Source organism: Ureaplasma diversum, assembly GCF_000941095.1.
Classification (GTDB): domain Bacteria; phylum Bacillota_I; class Bacilli_A; order Mycoplasmatales; family Mycoplasmoidaceae; genus Ureaplasma; species Ureaplasma diversum.
Window position 1 is genome coordinate 346,837 of record NZ_CP009770.1, and the last position, 21,785, is coordinate 368,621.

Annotated in this window: 13 protein-coding genes and 1 pseudogene; 12 read left to right on the top strand and 2 right to left on the bottom strand. The window is 27.8% G+C overall.

Features of this window, described 5'->3' with window-relative positions; genetic code table 4:
- The first annotated feature begins 4 nt into the window (after positions 1 to 4).
- Positions 5 to 1,231: a U32 family peptidase C-terminal domain-containing protein gene (locus JM47_RS01385; protein ID WP_208895194.1), complete on the top strand. Its 1,227-nt coding sequence runs from the start codon at positions 5 to 7 to the stop codon at positions 1,229 to 1,231.
- A gap of 144 nt (positions 1,232 to 1,375) precedes the next feature.
- On the opposite strand, the gene JM47_RS01390 is transcribed toward JM47_RS01385, so the two are convergent.
- On the bottom strand, positions 1,376 to 2,575 hold the full coding sequence (locus tag JM47_RS01390) for a restriction endonuclease subunit S (protein WP_208895195.1): 1,200 nt from the start codon (positions 2,573 to 2,575) through the stop codon (positions 1,376 to 1,378).
- A gap of 383 nt (positions 2,576 to 2,958) precedes the next feature.
- On the opposite strand from JM47_RS01390, the gene JM47_RS01395 reads away from it, so the two are divergent.
- The 3 genes and pseudogenes from JM47_RS01395 to JM47_RS04050 all read left to right on the top strand — a co-directional run.
- Positions 2,959 to 3,348, top strand: coding sequence for a hypothetical protein (locus tag JM47_RS01395; protein ID WP_222702335.1), 390 nt, complete (start codon positions 2,959 to 2,961; stop codon positions 3,346 to 3,348).
- A gap of 53 nt (positions 3,349 to 3,401) precedes the next feature.
- A complete protein-coding gene (locus tag JM47_RS01400; protein WP_318023472.1) occupies positions 3,402 to 4,820 on the top strand; it encodes an IS3 family transposase in 1,419 nt (472 codons plus the stop codon).
- A gap of 23 nt (positions 4,821 to 4,843) precedes the next feature.
- Positions 4,844 to 5,101: pseudogene (locus JM47_RS04050) on the top strand (transposase); the annotation flags it as partial.
- Between the two features lie 303 nt (positions 5,102 to 5,404).
- On the opposite strand, the gene JM47_RS01405 reads toward JM47_RS04050, so the two are convergent.
- Positions 5,405 to 6,133 carry an uL10 family ribosomal protein gene (locus tag JM47_RS01405; protein WP_038101745.1) on the bottom strand — a complete coding sequence of 243 codons (729 nt, stop codon included), beginning with the start codon at positions 6,131 to 6,133 and terminating at the stop codon, positions 5,405 to 5,407.
- A 171-nt stretch (positions 6,134 to 6,304) separates the two neighbouring features.
- On the opposite strand from JM47_RS01405, the gene lepA reads away from it, so the two are divergent.
- The 8 genes from lepA (at position 6,305) to JM47_RS01445 (ending at position 21,671) form a co-directional block, all read left to right on the top strand.
- Positions 6,305 to 8,104 (top strand): translation elongation factor 4, encoded by a 1,800-nt coding sequence (lepA, locus tag JM47_RS01410; protein WP_038101742.1) that lies wholly within the window; start codon positions 6,305 to 6,307, stop codon positions 8,102 to 8,104.
- Positions 8,105 to 8,107: 3 nt separating this feature from the next.
- Positions 8,108 to 9,577 carry an MFS transporter gene (locus JM47_RS01415; RefSeq protein ID WP_208895197.1) on the top strand — a complete coding sequence of 490 codons (1,470 nt, stop codon included), beginning with the start codon at positions 8,108 to 8,110 and terminating at the stop codon, positions 9,575 to 9,577.
- A gap of 169 nt (positions 9,578 to 9,746) precedes the next feature.
- Entirely contained in the window at positions 9,747 to 10,340 is a 594-nt protein-coding gene (locus tag JM47_RS01420; protein WP_208895198.1) for a hypothetical protein, read from the top strand.
- Between the two features lie 627 nt (positions 10,341 to 10,967).
- The gene (locus JM47_RS01425; RefSeq protein WP_208895199.1) at positions 10,968 to 13,478 is read left to right on the top strand and encodes a DNA cytosine methyltransferase; all 2,511 of its coding nucleotides are present in this window, start codon (positions 10,968 to 10,970) and stop codon (positions 13,476 to 13,478) included.
- A gap of 7 nt (positions 13,479 to 13,485) precedes the next feature.
- Positions 13,486 to 14,736 carry a restriction endonuclease gene (locus tag JM47_RS01430; protein ID WP_208895200.1) on the top strand — a complete coding sequence of 417 codons (1,251 nt, stop codon included), beginning with the start codon at positions 13,486 to 13,488 and terminating at the stop codon, positions 14,734 to 14,736.
- Positions 14,737 to 14,983: 247 nt separating this feature from the next.
- Positions 14,984 to 18,181: an MIP family Ig-specific serine endopeptidase gene (locus JM47_RS01435; RefSeq protein WP_208895201.1), complete on the top strand. Its 3,198-nt coding sequence runs from the start codon at positions 14,984 to 14,986 to the stop codon at positions 18,179 to 18,181.
- A gap of 260 nt (positions 18,182 to 18,441) precedes the next feature.
- Entirely contained in the window at positions 18,442 to 19,803 is a 1,362-nt protein-coding gene (locus tag JM47_RS01440) for a GA module-containing protein (protein WP_208895202.1), read from the top strand.
- A 284-nt stretch (positions 19,804 to 20,087) separates the two neighbouring features.
- Positions 20,088 to 21,671 (top strand): hypothetical protein, encoded by a 1,584-nt coding sequence (locus JM47_RS01445; RefSeq protein WP_208895203.1) that lies wholly within the window; start codon positions 20,088 to 20,090, stop codon positions 21,669 to 21,671.
- Positions 21,672 to 21,785: the final 114 nt, after the last annotated feature.

Consider the following 21,785-nt stretch of genomic DNA (forward strand, 5'->3'; position numbering starts at 1 on the left):
AACTATGCAGAAATCATTTCGTAGTGAACTACTAGCCCCTGCAGGGGATTTAGAAAAAGCAATGATTGCTTTAGATTATGGAGCAGATGCTGTTTTTGTTGGTGCTAAATCTTATTCACTAAGAGCAAGGGCTAGTAACTTTGAACTTGAACAAATTAAAACCTTAATTGATTATGCTCATAGCTTAAATAAAAAAGTTTATTTAGTAACTAATGTTATATGCCATACTCCTTTACTTAGAGCTTGACCTAATTTTATAGAACAAGTAGTAGTTCTTAAACCAGATGGTTTTATTTGTGCTGATCCTTTTATTATTACTTATCTTAAAAAACATTATCCGCAAGCTGAAATCCATATTAGTACCCAACAATCAATCTGTAATTCAAAAGCAGCTAAATTCTTTAAAAGAAATGGAGCTACACGAGTTGTTTTAAGTCGGGAATTAACAATGGAAGAATTAGCTTTATTTACTAAAAACAACAATAAACTAATTGAAGTTGAAATCTTTATTCATGGAGCGGTTTGTATTTCATACTCTGGACGATGCATGATGAGTAATAACTTTAGTTTAAGAGATGCTAATGTTGGTGGGTGTGCTCATGCTTGTAGATGAAAGTATGATATCTTAGATGATAAGTTTACAAATACCCCATCTAAATTTACAATGTCAGCAAAAGATATGATCCAAATAACTAATATCACTAAACTAATGGATTTAGAAATTGATTCTTTTAAAATTGAAGGAAGAATGAAATCTGTTCACTATATAGCAACAGTTGTTAATGCTTATAAAAAAGCAATGGATGCTTATTATAGAAATGAAGTTTTTGATCTAGAAGCTCTTAAGAAGGAATTACAACAAGCAATGAACAGAATGGCTGATGTTGCTTGATTAGATGGAGCACCTAATGAACAGTTAATGTTATATCATGATAAACAAGAATTAGTTTCACAACGCTTTGCGTTTATTATTGAAGAAGTATTAGAAAATAATGTTTATAAAATTACTTCTAAAAATAACTTCAAAAAGGATGAACTATTTGAAGTTATTGGACCTAAACATGAACATTTCTACAGTTCTATTAAAAGTATTTATGATCTAACTAAACAAGTTTATATTGATCAAGTAATAACACCTAATCGATTATATTTAATTGAATTTAATGATTCTTCAGTTCCACTTCAGATTAAAGATATGGCACGAATCGTTGAACAAGATGAATGCTCATAAATTTATATAAACATATAACTAAAAGAAGATCGCTTCAAAAAGTCTAAATTATAAAAGTTGATCTGCTAAGATACTAATTAGTTAATAATTAAATAACCCCTAGGATAACCTAGGGGCTTTTAATTCTTTACTTTTAAAGAGAAATTAATCTTGATTAGAGTTGAATGATAAGAGTTGTTCTCGATAGTATTCGTATTGCTTTTGGCGAAGTTCTATTTCTTTAGGAAGACCTTCGGAAAGATTGTTTGTTAGAGTTTTGAATTGATCAAGAATTGAAACGATATGGTTTTGGACTGGTAGGGGTGGGATTGGGATAGAAATATTTCCCATTAATTTTCTTGATACATTAAATCTTGTTACACCAGACGTTACTTTAATAATGTTTTTTCTCATTTCGTTTGATCTGAATAAGAATTTTGAATATTCAGGGGATAATATATTTTTATCATTCAATCTTAAGAAGAAACAAAAGCTATTTAAATAAACATCATAATTTGGTAGTTTGGTTATTACTGAAGAAACTCCTGCCTCTTCTAAATTTTCAGATGATGAGGTAAAGATTATGTCACCAATTTCTAGCTTTTTCTGCTTTTCATTTTCATTAATAAGAACATCTTCTAATGTATCTAAATCAGGAGTTAAGTTAGAAAATACATTTTTGTAGGTTACATATTTTTGATTTCCGTCAATGAAATGTTGTTTAGTCTTGCCAGTTAAACCACCAAAAAATTCACCAATTTCGCCTAACTTTTTAAACACAATTTCTGCATCTTTCCCACAAAGTTCTAGTGTCTTCTTGGTTAAGAATTCATCACTAAGAAAAAAGTTTCTGTAGTAGTTATATTGTTTATTTCTTAGTAGTAATTCGGTAACATATTTTGTGAATTTGTCAAGTGTTTTTGCAATTTTTTCTTGTACTTCTAAAGACGGAACAGGGACAAGAATATTACTAATAACTTCTTTACTTAATGCAGGTATTCCTGCACCATACTGCACAGACATTAAATAATCTTCATTTAATTTTAATCAATGATATAGAAATTTATTATCAACTATTTCATAATGTAATAAATAAAAACAATGTGCATTAGCTCAAAATCTTTCAGTTATGAAATTAACAAAACCTGCTGATGCTCCACCTTGACTAATGATGATTGTATCTGCTTCTACATTATATTTATTAGTTCTTCCTGAAAAAGTTTTACCGCCGTTATATGCTGGGTACATTTCATCATCTTTTAATAGTTTTTTATTTAATTGTTGTCCCTTCTTTATCTCGCAAACTTCCCCTAATCTCTTCCACTTAACCTTCTCATTCTTTATCAACTCTAATATATTTTCCATTGTGTATTTTTTCTTGTAAATCGCTTATTCTCGAATACATTAATTATAAATAATATAGCTTTGAATTCAAAAAATCTACAAATTTATTGAACATTTTTTAGTACATTTATTAGTACATTTTTTTAATCTTCATTAATCTAACAATATAAAATTAATATCTTTATTAGATCCTAATAGTACAATAATACAATTAATATCTAAAGGAATATAATATGAAAATAAATAGACATCTATCTATCATTAGTCTTTGTTATTTAGTTCTAGAGATAGCTTTGTTTATATTTAGTATAGCTATGGCTTCTTATAGATGATCAGTTACTACTAAATATGCCCATTTACCTTTTATAACTTATTTACTAACATCTATTATCATACTTATAATTATGAGTATAAGTAAGATAATATTCATAATTAATAATTCATTAACTACTAAACTAAAAGTAATTTTTATATTAACTTCTTTAGTGTTCTTTATATTAACTCTAAAAGCTAATAAAACTAAAGAATCATTTTCTTATAGTCATAAGAAGTTTATGATCTTTATTGGTTGTTGATTAGCTTTATTAGCTATTATTATCTTAATTAATATGTGATCAACTGGGTTCTTTATAAGTGGGGTTGCATCAAGATCAGTTGGAACTATTTCAGTTCCATATTATGCTTGATGAGCTGGAGTATTATTAGTTCACACTATTATTTATTTCATTTATAGAAGAGTTTATGTTACTAAAAGAAGTAAGCAAGATAAACAAAGCAAACACATAAATTCATAATCAACTGAAATGAACCCTAAAAGTTGGACAACCAACGAAAGGATTCATTTTTCATGAAATTAACATACAAAGATAAGTTAGAGATCTACTCTTTGTACAAAGAAAAAGATTTTTCATTTAATAAAATTGCAAAGAAATACAATTTAAACAGAACCGTTGTTTGATACATTATTCGGTTAATAGAAAGGCATGGAACTAAGATTGTTTATCGTTCTAGGAATAAAAAATATTCTAAAGAATTCAAAAAAGCAGCAATTGATCGTGTTTTGCTTAACGGTGAAACTTATGTAAGGGTATCGATAGAATTAGGATTATCTAATGTTGGTTTATTACACTCATGAATTAAATCTTTTCTTGAAAACGGGTATAATGTTGTAGAGAAAAAGAGGGGCCGTAAACCATATGAACAAAAAGCAAGAAAACAAGACGAACATCTCATTGAAGCAAGAAAATGAACTTTTACGAAAGCAGAATTTACGCCTTACCATAGAGAACGAATACTTAAAAAAATTAGATGCCTTAGTTCAGAAAAGAGAAAACCAACAAAAGAAGAAATAGCTCAAGCTATCACAGAACTAAGGCAAGAATTGTTATGTAGTTTGAGATTCATTTTAGAAGTAATTAATAGCAATCCAAATTGTCCAGGCATTTCAAGAAGTGATTATTATTACCACCTTAAAAAGGTAAGTAAGGATCTGAAAAACAAGGAAATAATGAGCCTTATCACTGAAATTTATTACCACCACAAAAAACGCTATGGATACCGTAGAATCACACTAGAATTAGCAAATAGAGGGATTTTAATTAATCATAAAAAAGTGAAACGTTTAATGAAACTAATGGGATTATTTGCTCTAACTCCTAAAGCTAAATATCGATCATACAAAGGCGATTTAAATGGGGTAGTGAAGAGTCATCTATTAATCAAGATTCAAGATCAAGTTGCTCATAAAACTTATTATCAACGAGATTTTTCAACCACTTCTTGTAATCAAAAATGAACAACTGATGTTACTGAATTTCGCATCACTAATAGCAAAGTATACTTATCACCAATTATGGATATGCACAATAGAGAAATTATTGCTTTTAATATTTCAACAAGCCCTAACTTTCAACAGACAGTTAAGATGATTGGTGAAGCTTTTCAAAAGTTTGAAGACTTAAGTGGGTTAATATTGCATTCAGATCAAGGCTGACAATATCAAATGCGCCAATACCGCCAAATGCTAGCTGAGAAAAATATTATTCAATCAATGTCGCGAAAAGGTAATTGTCTTGATAATTCGCCTATGGAAAATTTCTTCGGTAAACTAAAAAACGAAATGTTTTATGGTCATGAATCTGAATTTAAAACGGTTGAAGAATTAATCCAAGCTATAACAAACTACATTCATTACTATAATAACGAAAGAATACAAGTAAAATTAAAAGGATTGACTCCTGTACAATACAGGCATCAATCCTTATAACAATAGACAAGAATTAATTTGTCCAAAAAATCGGGTTCACTACATTAGATATCAAAATATATAAAGCTGAACCATACGCTTCATTCCAAAGAGGATCAAATGAAAACTGAAACTCTTTAATAAGAAGAGAATATAAAAAAGGGTTTGACTTTAACGAAATAAACCAAGACATTCTTGACGAAATAACTGAAAAAATAAACAACATGCCAAGAGAAATCTTGGGTTGAAAATCAGCAAACGATCTATTTAGAAATCTAAACAATCACGCTTCAATTAATTAAATATAGTTATAAAATCTTGGGTTGAAAATCAGCAAACGATCTATTTAGAAATCTAAACAATCACGCTTCAATTAATTAAATATAGTTATAAATTTGTTTCAACCAACAATACACTTCTTTTTGTAAAAGAGTATTTTTGTCTTGCCAATTTATTAATTTGTACAAAAAATAATCAAATTTATCCAAAAATGACACTTTTTCTATTCAAGTATGTAGAATAAAAGTAAGCCCAAGTGCGGTGTTGCAATTGAACTTACTTTCGAGGAACTATTGGATTTAAAACCCAATAGTTTTTGTTTTTTATTATTCTTGAGTTGCTTGATTTAAAACATCTCTAAAGTTAATATCTAAGATCTTAGGAGATTGAATTACTTTATTGTTGTGGAAGATATTAATATATAAACCAAAGATATAATCACCTTCTAAAACATCAGCTACTTGTTTAGGAAGATTGTTTTTAGCATTTTTAACTTCGTGAGCATATTTTTTAATGCTTTGTTTAATATCACTTATGACTTGTTCACTAACTTCAATTTTATTTTCTTTAGTTAATGTTACTTCATAAAGTCCTTGGTGCTTTTTAAATTCTTCAAGCATTAATCGGATTCCAATATTAGCTAATAAATTAGCCCCATTTTCAAGTTTTAGATCAAGTTGACCTAAAACCTTGTTATTTTTAGTTTCACTTAATGGGATATTAGGATCGTATTCAATCTTTTTGATATCATTGATTGTTACTTTATTATTTGTTTGTGTTCCATCATTTTTAGTAATTGTTAAACTGCCTTTTGGTCGTTGTTCAACTTTAGTGTCTTCAGGGATATGGATGTTTGTTTTATTTTCTTGGATCGATGGTATATTAAAGATTTTTTCTAAAGCTTCAACATGTTGATTAATTGGTTTATCTTCATTTTGTTGAACAGTTGGATATAGTTTATCAAGTAGTGTACAAGAACTAATTGAAGCAGATACTAGAGCAAGTCCAGTTACCGCTATAGTTGATCAAATTATTTTCTTATGCTTTAGTTTCATAGACATCCTACCATATATAATATGGATAATATTTTAGCACAAAGATATCATAAAATATAATAGACTATAAAACCAAAAAAAGATATGATAAAAAAGAGCAAATCATATAAAATTATATGATAGTTGACTAAGCTTGTAGATTAGAAGTTAAATATTGATTAAAGGACAACCATGGATAAAAAATACATTCGAAACTTTAGTATTATTGCACATATTGATCATGGAAAATCAACCCTATCCGATCGGATTATTGAATTAACTAACACAGTAACAAAACGTGAAATGGTTGATCAGATTTTAGATACTATGGATATTGAACGAGAACGGGGCATTACTATTAAATTAAATGCTGTTCAAATTCACTATAAAGCCAAAGATCAACAAGATTATTTAATTCACTTAATTGATACCCCAGGACACGTTGATTTTACTTATGAAGTATCAAGAAGCTTAGCAGCGTGCGAGGGTGCAATTTTAGTTGTTGATGCTGCTCAAGGAATTGAAGCTCAAACTTTATCAAATGTTTATTTAGCTCTTGAAAACAACTTAGAGATTATTCCAACAATTAATAAGATTGATTTACCAAGTGCAGATATTGATAAAGTAAAAAAAGAAATTGAAGATGTTATTGGTCTTGATACAAGTGATATTCCTCTTGTATCAGCTAAAACTGGTTTAAACATTGAAGATGTACTTGAAGCAATTGTTAAACATGTTCCAGCCCCTCTTGATGCTGATGATAATAAACCATTACAAGCTCTTATTTTTGATAGTTTTTATGATTCATACAAAGGGGTTGTTTGTTTAGTTCGGATCAAACAAGGTCAAGTTAAGGTTGGTGATAAGATCTTAATGATGTCTAATAATAAGGAATATATTGTCACTGAACTTGGGGTAAGAACACCAAAGATTGTTAACAAACAACAATTATTAGCTGGAGAAGTAGGTTGAATTGCTGCAGCTATTAAAACTGTCAAAGACATTAATGTTGGGGATACAATTACAAACGCAAAAGAACCAGCAGCTGCTCCTTTGCCTGGATATAAAAAAATTCTACCAATGGTCTATTGTGGACTTTATCCAGTTGATACTAGTCAATATGAACACTTAAAAGAAGCAATGGCTAAGATCGCTTTATCTGATGCTGCATTAACTTATGAATATGAAACTTCTCAAGCTCTTGGGTTTGGTATTAGATGTGGTTTTTTAGGATTATTACATATGGATGTAATTCGTGAACGAATTGCACGAGAATTTAATATTGAACTAATTTTAACAGCCCCTAGTGTAATCTATGAAATTGAATTAACTAATGATGAAATCATCAGGATTGATAGTCCTGCTAAAATGCCATTACCTAATAACATTAAAGCAGTTAAAGAACCATTTGTTAAATTAAGTTTAATTGCTCCTGAACAATACATTGGTTCAATTATGGAATTATGTCAAAAACACCGTGGTAGTTTTATGGAGTTAGATTTAATTGATGGAACACGACGAAAACTAATTTATAAAATGCCATTAGCTGAAATTATGTACAGCTTCTTTGATCGTCTTAAATCAGTTTCAAAAGGTTATGCAACAATGGATTATGAACTAATCGGTTATGAAACTGAAAAGTTAGTGAAAATTGACATTATGTTAAATGGAACAAAAGTTGATGCTTTAAGTATTATTTCACACCGTGATTTTGCTTATGATAAATCAAAAGTAATTTGTGAAAAACTAAAAGAAGTTATTCCAAAACACCAATTCGAGATTCCAATCCAAGCATCAATTGGTTCAAAAATCATTGCACGTGAAACAATTAAAGCAATGCGAAAAAATGTTATTGCAAAATGTTATGGTGGGGATGTTTCAAGAAAGAAAAAACTTCTTGAACAACAAAAAGAAGGTAAGAAACGACTTAAAGCAATTGGTAATGTTGAAGTACCACAAGACGCATTTGTTAAGATCTTAGGAGAGAAGTAGCTAATGATTGATTTTTTAACATTTAATCAAAAAGTTAGTGTTGCTGTTAATAGTTCAATCTTCTTATTAATCTTAATTGCAAGTATCATCTTCTTAATGAAAGTTAAGTTTGAAGAAAAAGGATATAAATTAGCATATATCTTTTATATCATCTTCTGAATCCCAACAGCATTAGTTCGAAACTTAAATGCTCCAATGCAAAATGCATTAGGAGATGTTAATTTATTATGATTAGTTTTAGGTGCTTATGGTTTTGTTGGTATTTTTATTAGAGCATTTGCAGACTATATGCACTATTTAATAAGATATCGTAAAGCATTCTTATTATTATCAATTATTGTAATGACAATTACATATATCCCTATTTTGATTCAACCAAATACAACAACTAATATTATTCAAACAATAGGAGTTGGAATTGGAGCAAGTTGTATTGGTACTTACCAATTACTTTTTAAAGAACAGTATTTAAAACAAAAATATTTCTTAGCTGTTAGTTTACTATCAATTCCCCCATTATTAGCTAACTTTTTAACAAGTCCAATTCGTTCAATGATGAACGCACTTGCATTAAGAGAATCAACAACAAAACAATTAGATCCAGAAATATTAAAATACACTTGGATCATTGGTATTGTTTTCTTAATAGTTGCTTTTGTGATGTGATTCTTTATTAAAGAAAAACGTCATATTGCTTGGAATTTAACTCCACTAAATCAAACTAAAAATGAAACATATCAAATCATTTCATTTATTTTATACGCCTTAGCTGGTCTTTTAATTTTATTTATTCGATTTAGTAACTCTGGTTCTGTTGCTTCATTACATATCCAAATTTTAAATAAATACATTGATCAAAAAGCTTATTTTTATGAATCTTATTTAACAATTGTTCATAATCTATTCCAATTATGTGCAGGAGTTTTAATGGGAACTGTATTAATTAAGCGTTTAAGTACATGACAAATTATGATGATTGGTTGTGCATTCTTTATGATTTATCATACTGCTGCTATTTTTGCAGTAACACCAATTTCATTTATTACTATCCATGCTCTTAATGGGTTTGCTTATGGTTTAGTTTATAATGTGATTTTAACAATTGTTGTAATCATTAACTTAAGAACAAATAAAGTAAGTGCAATGGGTATTTATCAAAGTGTGTTAGCAATTGGAATTACTTTAAGTGGACCATTTGTTAACTTTGTTAAGGTTGGATTTAGTTTATATAATAAAAATAGTACACTTGCAGCACAAGAGTACTATAGACACAATCAAACCTATAACTTAATTTTATTAGGTGGAGTTATAGTTGCAGCAATCTTAATTACAGCAGCTTATTGGATTAATAAAAAGGGTGATCAAAATAAGAATAATAAGTTAATTACTTCTAACTTATTAATTGATAATAAATATCGTTTTGATTGACAAAAACCAATCAAAACAGATCAATTTAGTAAAATTAACTACTAATTTAATAACACTACAATCATTTATACAAATTAATAATTGGAACAAAGGCACTTTTTAGAAGTGCTTTTTTTGTTTTCTTGCTTCCGAAAAATTCTTCAAAGAAACAATTAAAAACGAAAAAGTTATCCCGATTGATTTCCAATTCGATTATGCAAGTATTTGAGGTCCAGTGGGGACATTACATTTTGTTGAATCTTTTGCAAAACATTTAGGTGTAACACAAGAAGATCTAGATTCAATTAAAGACAAAAAACCAAAAATCCCACAAACTCAAGAATATCTTCGAGCTCCTGATCAACCTGATAAAAAATTAGCGGTGATGAAATATAACTTGTGAGATCATATGATTATGTTAGGAATTCAACCTGACTATTCAGATAAAAATTCTCAAGAAGGACCTTATCAAAAGGTTGCAGGCGTATTTGAAAGCTACATTAAAGATATTAATAAAACAGATTTTGAAACACTAAATAGATACGATTTATCAGAAGAAGCAATTCTTAATGCTAATTTATATGCTTATGCAACTAATGAAAGTCATTGACGGTGATTAATTAGTCGTCTAGTTAATAACCCTAGAAATCCTGATAAATCAAAACCAAAGGTTAAAAGTATTCTTACTGGACGTGGGGATAATGATTTAACTAGATCGCCATTTGAATTTCATTTTTATGACTATAAAAATCACACTTTACATAAAGTTGTTGGGAAACCATCTGATAAAGGTAAAAAGTTTATTGAATTCGGTGATCAATCATCGTAAAACTAAATTTAAATTATTCTAGAAAACACTCAATAATATAAACTAAACATAGACACAATTATGAGACACATAGTTGTGTCTTTTATATCAGGAGCTATTTATAGAGAACATTCACCACAAGTTTTTATAAAATATGAACAAATCAAAATCCTTGAAGACAAAATTAACTTTATAATATTTGTGTTCAAAAAAAGAGATAGAAAGTTTGATCATTCTTCTGTTTTTCATATACTTATTAATGTAAAATTAAATAGACTACAACACAGAAAGAAATAATATTGTAGCAACAGATGTAGCATATATCCAAGCCTGATCAAATATAAAAGGAATTATGCATTAATACATATCAGAAGTTAATGATATAAAACTAGTTATTGAACTTATTTCAAAGGTTAAACATTTTGAAAATTCAATTATGCATTCAAACCATAAATATCAAATCCAGTTCAAAAAAGATGTGAAGAATTTCAATGAAAAAGTAGGTAATTCTCTAAATAACAGAGAATTTGAATAATTCTTTTCTAACATGTAATTTAAGTGTTTATACTTAAACTAACTTAATAAATATTAGTTTTTTAGCTCTATCTAACATATTAAAAATAAGAACATTGAAAGTGAGTATTAAAAATGATTAACAACAAACCAACTTATATTTCATTGTTTTCATCAGCTGGAGTTGGATGCTATGGCTTTAAAATAGAAGGTTTTGAATGTATAGCTACAAATGAAATAATTTCACGAAGACTTAATATTCAAAAGATCAATCAAAAGTGTAAATTTGATAGTGGTTATATAGCGGGTAATATTAAAGAACAAGCAACCAAAGAACAAATTTATAACGAGATCAAAAAATGAGAGAAGTTAGGTAATGATCGAGTTGATGTGCTAATAGCAACTCCACCTTGTCAAGGAATGAGTGTTGCAAACCATAAAAAGAGCAATAATGATATTGATCGAAATAGTTTAATCAAAGAAAGTGTGGATTTTATTAAAACAATTAATCCTAGATTTTTTGTTTTTGAAAATGTTGCAGCTTTTTGAAAAACAGGTTGTGTTAATAAAAATAAAGAAATAGTTGAAATTGGATCAATGATAACTGATGAACTAAAGGATCAATATTTAATTCATCACCAAGTTATTAACTTTAAGAACTATGGATCAAATTCATCAAGAACAAGAACATTAGTGATTGGTGTTGATCGATCATATTCTGATCAAGTTGTTCCATTTGAACTTATGCCTGATTATACAAAAGAGAAAACACTTTATGATGTAGTTGGGCATATGAAAAGCTTAGATTGAAATCAATATGATCTAAATGATTTCTATCATAGCTTTAGAACTTATCCAAAGCATATGCTAGCTTGAATTAAAGATTTAAAACAAGGAGAAAGTGCTTTTGATAATAAAGATGATAATCTTAAACCACATAAGATTGTAGATGGAAAACTAGTTATTAATAAATCTAAAAATGCAGATAAATACACTAGACAAATATATTCTAAAGTAGCTCCTTGTGTTCATACAAGAAATGATCAAATGGCAAGTCAAAACACTATTCACCCAATTGATAATCGTGTTTTTTCAATTCGAGAACTAATGCAGATGATGACTATTCCTAATTCATTTAAATGATTAGATCATGACTTAGCTTATTTAAATCAATTAAGTCAAGAAGAGAAAATCAAGATCTCTAAAAAAGAAGAAATGAATATTAGACAGTGTATTGGTGAAGCTGTACCAACCTCTATTTTTAAACAAATTGCATCAAAAATCAAAAAGGTGCTATCTTTTAGTCAACTTACACATAAACAAATCAAAGAGTTGATTGAGTCACACAAACTTGAAAATACTAATAATCTAAAACAGTTTTTGTATGCAAACAAAAACCAATATAGTTTATCAACCTTATCAATGATTATTGAATATGCTAATTCAAAACGAACAAAGAACTCAGCTTATTTTACAGATAAATGTATTATCCAAACTATTTTTAATAACTTAGTAGATATTGATAAAGAAGAAATTAGTATTATTGAACCATCAGTTGGTTCAGGTAATTTTCTACCATTTCTTTTTAAAAAATATGCAAACAAAAAACAAGTTAATCTAACCATTATTGATATTGATCAAGATGTTTTAGAAATGCTTAAGATTTTATATGATGATAACAATATTCCAAACAACTTTAAAATCAATTTTGTTTGTGATGATTATATGAACTTTAAGCACACTAAAGTTGATTTAATAATTGGTAATCCACCTTTTAGTAAAATCAATGGCTCTTATAGAGCAAACTTACTTAAAACTAATTACAACAAAAAAGCAACTAATCTAGCTGAATTCTTTTTAGAAAAAGCAATAACTAATGCAAGATATGTTTCTTTGATTATGCCTAAAACAGTTCTAAATACAGCTGAATTTAAAGCAACTAGAGAACTATTAGCTACTAAAAAAGTTGATAGTATTATTGATTTTAATGAATCTGGATTCAAAGGGGTTTTAGTTGAAACAGTTAACTTAATAATTGATTGTGGTCAAAAACCATCATCTACAAAAGTAATATCAACTAGTTTAGATCTTAGTATTAATCAGAAAAGTAAATACATCTTTGATGATACTTTACCTTATTGAATAATTTATCGAAATGATTTTTTTGATAATATCCTTAAAAAGATGGTTTTTGATGTATTTAATGTATTTAGAGATCGTCAAATCACAAACACTAATTCATCACTAATTAAAACTGATAAATACAATATTAGGGTTCTAAAGTCTAGAAATATTTTAGATAATGGTGAGATTTTAAAAATTGATGGATATGATGCGTATTTAGATAATGAAACCTTATCACAACTAATTGTTAGTAAATATATTGATAATGATAGTGTTTATTTAACTCCAAACATGACCTATAAACCAAGAATTATTAAAAAACAAAAAGGTTATGTAGTTAATGGATCAGTTGCTATCTTAATCCCTAAAGATAGTGGTTTAAAAATATCTAAGAATCAGCTTGAATATATTTCAAGCCAAGAGTTTAGAGATTTTTATAAGATTGCAAGAAATTATCAAACTCGATCATTAAACATTGATGAAACAAGTTGCTACTGGTTTGGACTTAAAAAGGAGATTTAGAATTAGTATGTATAATGAATTTCTAAGTCAATATGATTATGATGTTAGAAAGCTTAAAGATGCACGATGAATTGATCAAAAGTGTACTTATGATGTTGTATCTATAATCGCGGATTGTATAAATGAATATGTAGAAAATTCTAATAATAAAGAGTTTACTGTATCTGATATTTGACACAGTGATTATGCAAGAGAAAATGTTATTTCAATTTTTTCTAAACCTGATCCTGAATTAAAAGCAAGTAATGAATATGATAAATATTTTGGTCAACCTATAAAACTTTTAGGATATAGTCATGTACTTAATGTACGAAAGGACAAAAATAGATATTTTTATTCTATTAATAACCAAGAAATCTTGAGCAAAATAGCACTAAGACCAATGAATGCTCTAAATTTCTTGTATGAATACATTACTAAAGTTTTATCGGATAGTGGATTAATTGAATCTTTTAATGATTTTTTTAATATTCAAACTAATGAAGCTTATAAGAATGTAAGAGACAAATTCATAAATTTTACAATTAGTAATACAAAAATAAGAAATCAAACCGAGTGTGGAAGAATTTTCACTAAGGTAATAAATCCATTAGCTTTTAAACTAAAGAAATTTGGAACTGAAAAGGGAAGAATATCAAGGTTTGCCATAACATTAAATGATTTGCAATACAATCGTTCTAATTGAAGAGATGAGTTAAGTGGTAAAGATAAGTCTATACCAAGATCAGAATATGAAATCATCTTATCTAAATTACAAGAAAGAGCTTTTAGAACTTACACAGTCAACAAAGCTAAAAAAGCAGTTCGTAAATTTAATGATATATTCAACAATGGGCAACCAGAAGTAATTCAAAGTACTGAACATGTCAAAGCAACCCAAGCCCACCATATTTTTCCGCAATCTAATTATCCTGATATAGCTGATTTCATTGAAAATCTAATTATGCTTACTCCTAATCAACATTATTCAATGGCTCATCCAAATAATAATACACAATATATTGATAAAGACTTCCAATACCTTTGTTTAATAGCGAAAACAACTAGAATTCATAATGATCTAACATCTAATAATACTAATAAATTCTACGACTTTAATGATTATAAATATGTTTTAAATATTGGATTAGAAACTGATGAATTTTCTTCAATAGAACATTTAGATTTTGCAACCATTTTAGATAAAATAGATTTTTTCTATTCTGATCAATTAATAGACAACAAATATGCTCATCTTATAAAAGATAATCGTTTATAACTTATTAAGTAAATATAGCAACTAAAAATATAATAGAAACAAAATTAGCCATTTATTGATGAGTATTAACAAGATTAGTGTTTGATGATCTCTTAATCATTAATGTATTAAACCATCATTTAATCAATTAAAAATTAATTTATTTTTATATAATAAAACACTAAATTATTAACCATCTTCTTATTGGATGATTAATAATAAGTATTATTATTTAATTTTTAATGTTAAGCACAAGAAATTGGTTATTATGAAAAAATGATGAAATAAGTTTAAAAAGTTATTAATTCCAACAACACTTAGTTTAGGTGTTGTTGCTTTAGTTTCAGCATCTTGTTTTAATCCAAATCCAAAACAGAACAACCAAGCTTCATTTCAATTTAATATTAATAAATTATCTAACAATAAAGCAAACATTATTGTTAATGCTAAAGATTTAAATTTATCTAATTCTAATAATGTAATTAAAGCATTAGTTACTAACACAGTATCTAATGCATCTAAACAAATAGAAATAAAACAAACTAATAATCAATCATTTAGTTTAGATTTAAACAATTTAGAAGCTAATACATCTTATCAAATTAATCAAATCAAAATCAATGATCAAGTATTTAGTACTTCATTTAGTTTTAAAACATTAAATCATTTAAATTTATTAAAAAGTATTAGCCATAATTATGAAAACAAACAAATTAATACTACTGTTGAATTAATTAATGATTCATATAAAACTAAATATGATACTTTAGTAGTTAGATATACTACTAATGATCAATTAGAACAGACTTATCATCAATTAGTTGATCTAAATAATGTAAACAACAAAATAAAGATTAGTTTTAAACCATTTATTACAAATCGTAACTTTAAACTAACTACTTTAGCACTAACTAATCAATCTGATCTTAAAGATGAATCTAAATGATCATTAATTAATCTTGATCAATTTAAACTTAATTCAGTTAAAGTAGATCCATCTATTACATCAGTTAAAAATTATAGATATGATTTTAGTAATGACCAATTATCTATTAATTTAAAAAGTGATGATCTAGGTTTTACAAACAATCAAGAAGTTGTTTTAGTATTAGATAATAACCAAACATTATCATCAACTCTTAAAGTAGATAATAATGGATTAGTAGCTTTTAATGTTAGTCTTAAAGATCTTAAGAATCAAATTAATTTTAAAGTCTTAAAGATTAATTTAAAAACTAAACCAGCTAATTTAATCCAAAACATTAACAATAGTTCAGATAATACTATTTATGATTCTTCAAAATCAGATTTTGAAATTAAAGGTAGTAGAACTAATCCATCAAGTTATCTTAAAGATCTTAATTTAGAAAGTATTAATTCTAATAAAGATTTAGTGTTTAGAACTAGTTTATCAAATCTAGTTAATAATTCAGATGAAACTTCAGTTGTTTTAGAATTTGAAACTGAAAACAAAACTAGATTATTTACTAACCCAACAATAATTAAACCAACTTATAAAGATGAGCTAGTTGAAGCTAAATTCACTCTTAGTTTAAATAATACTAAAGCAAGTTCACTTACTTTTAAAAAAGCTTGAAAGCTTAGCTCAAACAATCAAAGAGTAGCTTTTAGTACTAAACCTAATTCTAAATTAACTGATAAGGTATTTAGTTTAGATGATCTTATTAAAAACGTTAATTTAAGTCTAGATCAATTAGAATTTTATGAACCACAAAACACAAGTATTAATTTTAAAGTTCCTTTAAATATTTCTAATTTATTAAATATTGATGCTTATTTAGCATCTATTAAATTAGTTAATGAAAATAATCAAGTTATTAGTTTTAATAATATTAATTTAAGTACTATTAACAACCAAACATTCATTAAAACAACATTAACTAATTTAGTTAAAAATAGTGTTTATAAACTACAATCAATTGATTTAATTAGTAAACTAAATCAATCATCTACTAATTTATATAATAAAGATCAAACTAATAATTTAAATGATAAACAAACTAGTTTTACAACATTAAGTTTAGATAATGATCAAAAAATAGAGTACAACAAAGCTTATTTAACTAAAGCAGTAGAACATGATACAAGAGTAGATAATCCAAATTATCATGTATATCCTAAAAATGAAAATCAATTAAATCAGTATTATCGATACTTTATTCCTAAAAATGAAGTTTATCAACAAGCATATGATATGACTGTTGGATTAAATTATCAAGCGGTTGGAGATAATGGACAAACAAGTGCTACACAAGGAACAGGTTGAATTTTAGATTATATTCAACCAAATGATAAAGATAGTTATCCAACTACATTCTTTATTGCAACTAATATGCACGTTGCTGCACGATTTAACTATTTAGAAAATGAAGTGTTAGAAGGAGCAACAATACCAGATTCTTCATATATTAGTAGAAGAACTCACCCTAAAACTGGCTTATATTTAGTTTATAATCCTTATTTAGATAAGGGGCAAAAGAATGATAATGCACCTTATGATCAAAATCTAAACAGAAGCTTAATAGCTACTAAAATTAAAGAATTTGCAATAGTTTATACAGCAACAAATTTCTTAGACAAAAACTTCTTAGCTAATTATCGTTATACTAGTACAAAACCAACTAATCCATCTAATTTACCAGATCATGCTAAAGACTTTGTTGTTCTAAAAGTTGTATTTAATGATGAAAGAGCTGCAAGAATAATTACAAGAGACTTTTATTATAAATACAAAAACAAACGTCATAAATTTGCTAAATATAGCTTATTAACTAATAGCATCGATCAATTAGTTAATCGTTCAGATTTTTATATTTTTGGTTATGCTGGTGGAATTCCAACAATTAATAAACCAACAACTACTAAAGATTTTAGTACTGGAGCTAAATTATTAATTAATCAAGCTTTTGGTAATTATTTCTTAAATAAATATAATCAAATTATTCCTGGAATTGTTAATGGATCAATTACAAATAACTTCTTAAACTTTAGAAACCAAACAGGGTTTGTAGATGATTATCAATACTTTAATATTATGTACTCATTTAAAGATAGTGCATTAACATCAGGTTCTTCTGGATCTGTAGTATTAAATGGTAATAAAGAGATTATTGGAATTCATTTTGCAATGGTTAGACCACTTGATGGTTCTTTAGCTGAACCTTTAATTTTTGAAGGATTTAGAATTAATGATCAGCTAATTTTACCAGCTTATGACTTAATTAATGGGGGAGCACCTCATCAAGTCTATTCATACAAACAAGCTTTTAGAAAACACTTTAAGGATGCTAAATCTTGATTATTTGATGAAGATCCAGAATGGATTAATCAAGTTGAAACGAAAAAACCAATTAATATAAATGAAATAAACAGTCGTGAACCAAAATCAGCTTTTATTGTTGACAAGCTAGTATATGCAAACAGAAGTCCTGTTGCAAATCGATAAGTTCAAACATCAATCAAACAAGAATTTCTTTAAAATTTAACAATTTGTTAAGTTTTCATATATTCATAAAACCAAGAAATTATTCTTATTTAAAAAAAGTACTTAAAAGAGCGGAAACCGGAACATCCGCCTACAAAGTCCTTTTTTTTTTTTTTTTGCAGCACGAAAAATTGAATTTAGAATTGCTCTATATTTCACAATCCAAACTTTTAAAAAGGAATTTTCAACATAATTTTAACTATCAAAGGATTTATTAATATATGAGTAAATTCAAAAATAAAAAAGCATTAACTCTTGCGGTTGGTGCGATTATGGCAGGGGTTAGTGTTATTGGAGTAGTTGCAGCTTGTGCACCAACAAAGGCAAAACCAGCTAAACCCACTGAAAAGAAAGTAGAACAACCACAAACTAGTGGAACTGAATCTACAAAGCAAGGTAGTGGAAGTACTACAAATGGTACTAAACAAGATTCAGAAAACAATACTCCATCAACGCCAACTGACCAAGGTTCAAACAATGGTTCAACTAATCCATCAGGTGGTTCATCAAATACTTCACCAGAAAATCCACAAGTAACTAATCCTAGTTCACCAGAAAAACAAAAAGATGAAAAGATGAAAGACAATCAACCAGGAACAAATGGTGGCACTACAGAAAAACCTAAAGATAATGTAGGTTCTGAAACACCTAATAAAGATATGAAAAAAGACGGTGAAAAACCAAATGTAGGTTCTAATTCGTCTGATGGTTCTATTGCTAATGGCAAGGGTGAAAACGATGGTTCTGAGGCCGGTGGAAAAACTGAACAAGATGGTTCTGCTAAAAAAGAACAAGAAGATGCTGAAAAGCTAAAAGCCCAAAAAGAAGCAGAATTAGCTGCTAAAAAGACTGAAACTAAACAAAAGATTTCTGAATTAACTAATTTATCTGAAGATGATAGAAAGACATTTAACGAAGAAGTTGAAGCGTTCAATGATAATTCTAAACTTAGTGACTTAGATGAAATATTTAATAGAGCTGAACAAAAAGATAAAGAAGAAAAAACTAAAAAAGAAGCTTTAGAAGCATTGAATACTAAAAAGACGAAAGCAAAAGAAGAGATTAAACAACTTGCTCATTTATCAAAAGAAGAAAAAGATGAATTCACTAAAAAAATAGACGAAATAGTAGATTCATCAATGATTTCTAATGTTGATAAAGTTGTTGAAGATGCTAAAGCTATGAATGCTAAAAACTTAGAGATAAAACAAAATAAAGCAAAAGAAATAGCTAAAGCGGGAGTACTTACAAAACTCGAAGTAAGAAGAGATTCAGATCCTAGATATGAAAACTTCTTTATATTTAGATTGACAACTGATAAAGCAACATATGAAAAAATTAAAAATAGTTACCTAGCTTATGAAATTAATAAAGAGGGTAGTTCTGCTTATCAAACAGATCTAACAAACGGATGACCGCAAAGACCAATAGAATTTGTGTCTGCTGATGGTGATATGGTGACTTTTGACACATCACCATCATTCCCACAACCTAAAGGACCTACTTATGTTATTAGCAAAATTTGATTACCTGATGACCCTAACAAAACAAACTTATTAGATAAATCAGCAAAATTTAAATAACATTTTAGAACATATTAAAAATATAATGAAAACCGACAGAAAATGTTGGTTTTTTGTTTCTATACAATTACATTCTAATGAAACACTAAAACCAAATTATTCAGAACAAAACAAAATTATTAATCTATTAAAACACCTATAACCGGAACATTTACCTAGAAAGTCCTTTTTTTTTTTTTTTGCAGCATGAAAAATTGAATTTAGAATTGCTCTATATTTCACAATCCAAACTTTTAAAAAGGAATTTTCAACATAATTTTAACTATCAAAGGATTTATTAATATATGAGTAAATTCAAAAATAAAAAAGCACTAGCTTTATCAGTTGGTGCGATTATGGCAGGGGTTAGTGTTATTGGAGTAGTTGCAGCTTGTGCACCAACAAAGGCGAAACCAGCTAAACCCACTGAAAAGAAAGTAGAACAACCACAAACTAGTGGAACTGAATCTAAAAATCAAGGAAACGGAAGCACTACAACTGGTACTAAACAAGGTTCTGAAACTGGCGGAACAACAAATTCATCAAATGGTTCAAACAATACTACTACAGGAACAACTCAAAAAGATCCTATAGTGACTAATCCAAATTTAGGAGCTAAGCCTGAAGATAAGAAGATGCAAGGTAGTGATCCTAATACAGGAAATGGATCAGAATCAAGTAAACAAGGTTCTCCAGAAGTAGGTGGAGGTGCTAGTAAAGAAGGAAAGACTGGAACCGATGGAGAAAGTAATGGTTCTCAAAACAAGGGAACAACCCATGAACAACCAAATAAACAAAACTCTCCAGGAACTAATGCAGAAAATGGTGGAACGCAAAGTGGCGGATCAACCACAGAACAATCAGGGAACGCAACAACTCCTGGCTCTAGTTCTCAAGACAATAAAGAAAATATGAATGGCGGATCTGAAAATAAAGATGATACAGCTAAACCAGTTTCAGTTAGTCTAGATACCGATGCTAATTTAACTAAAAAAGAGAATAAATACGAATTAGTTTTAAATGTTACAAACGCTAATGATAAATTTTTAGAAATTGAATTAACTGAAGTTGTACCTGAAGGAGAAAAGGCTTCTAAACCAACTGCAGAAGCAAAGATTACTTCTAACAAAGCAACTTTTACTTTTCAAAACCTAAAAGAAGGAACTAAATACAAAGTATCATCACTTATGCTTTATGATACAGAAGATTCAACATCACCAACTAATCTTAAAGTAAGTGATGAGTTATCTTCTAAAGAATTAAAAACTAATGATATAGCAAAATCAATGAATGAAAACAGTGATCAAGCTGGAAAAACTGAAATAACATTAGCTTCTAAAAAGACTGAAATTAAAGATAAAATTAAGAAACTTGCAAATTTATCAAAAGATGAAAAAGAAACATTTAATAAAAAAATAGATGATCTTCCTGATAATTCTGATTTATCTGAAGTAGATAAAGTTTTTGAAGAAGCTAATGCTAAAAATGAAGTAAACCTAAAAGCAAAACAAGAAGAAGCTAAAGAAATTGCAACAACTGCTCAACTAACAGATCTTAAAGTAACAAGAGATACTAAAGAAGGATATCAAAGTTACTTTACATTCCAATTAACAACAGATACTGAAACATATGAAAAAATCAAAGATAAATTTTTGGGATTTAGATTGGATGTTTTAGGGACAAATCTATTTTATGAAGATATCACAAATGGAGCTGGAAACACAAAAACATATAAAGTTTCTGAAAAAGGAGGTAAAGTAACTTTTGTTGTTTGACCTAACCAACCACAAGAGAAAAAGGACGGAACAACCTATAGAATTGCCTCTATTTGGATTGATGGAGATCCAAATAAGAAAAATCTATTAGACAAACACGCTGATTTCCAATAATATAAAAATAACAATCACTACTTTAAAGGTGGTGATTTTTTATTTATTTAATAAATATTTAAAATAAAGCACATTTTCTAAAAATTAACTAAACCGGAACATTTACCTAGAAAG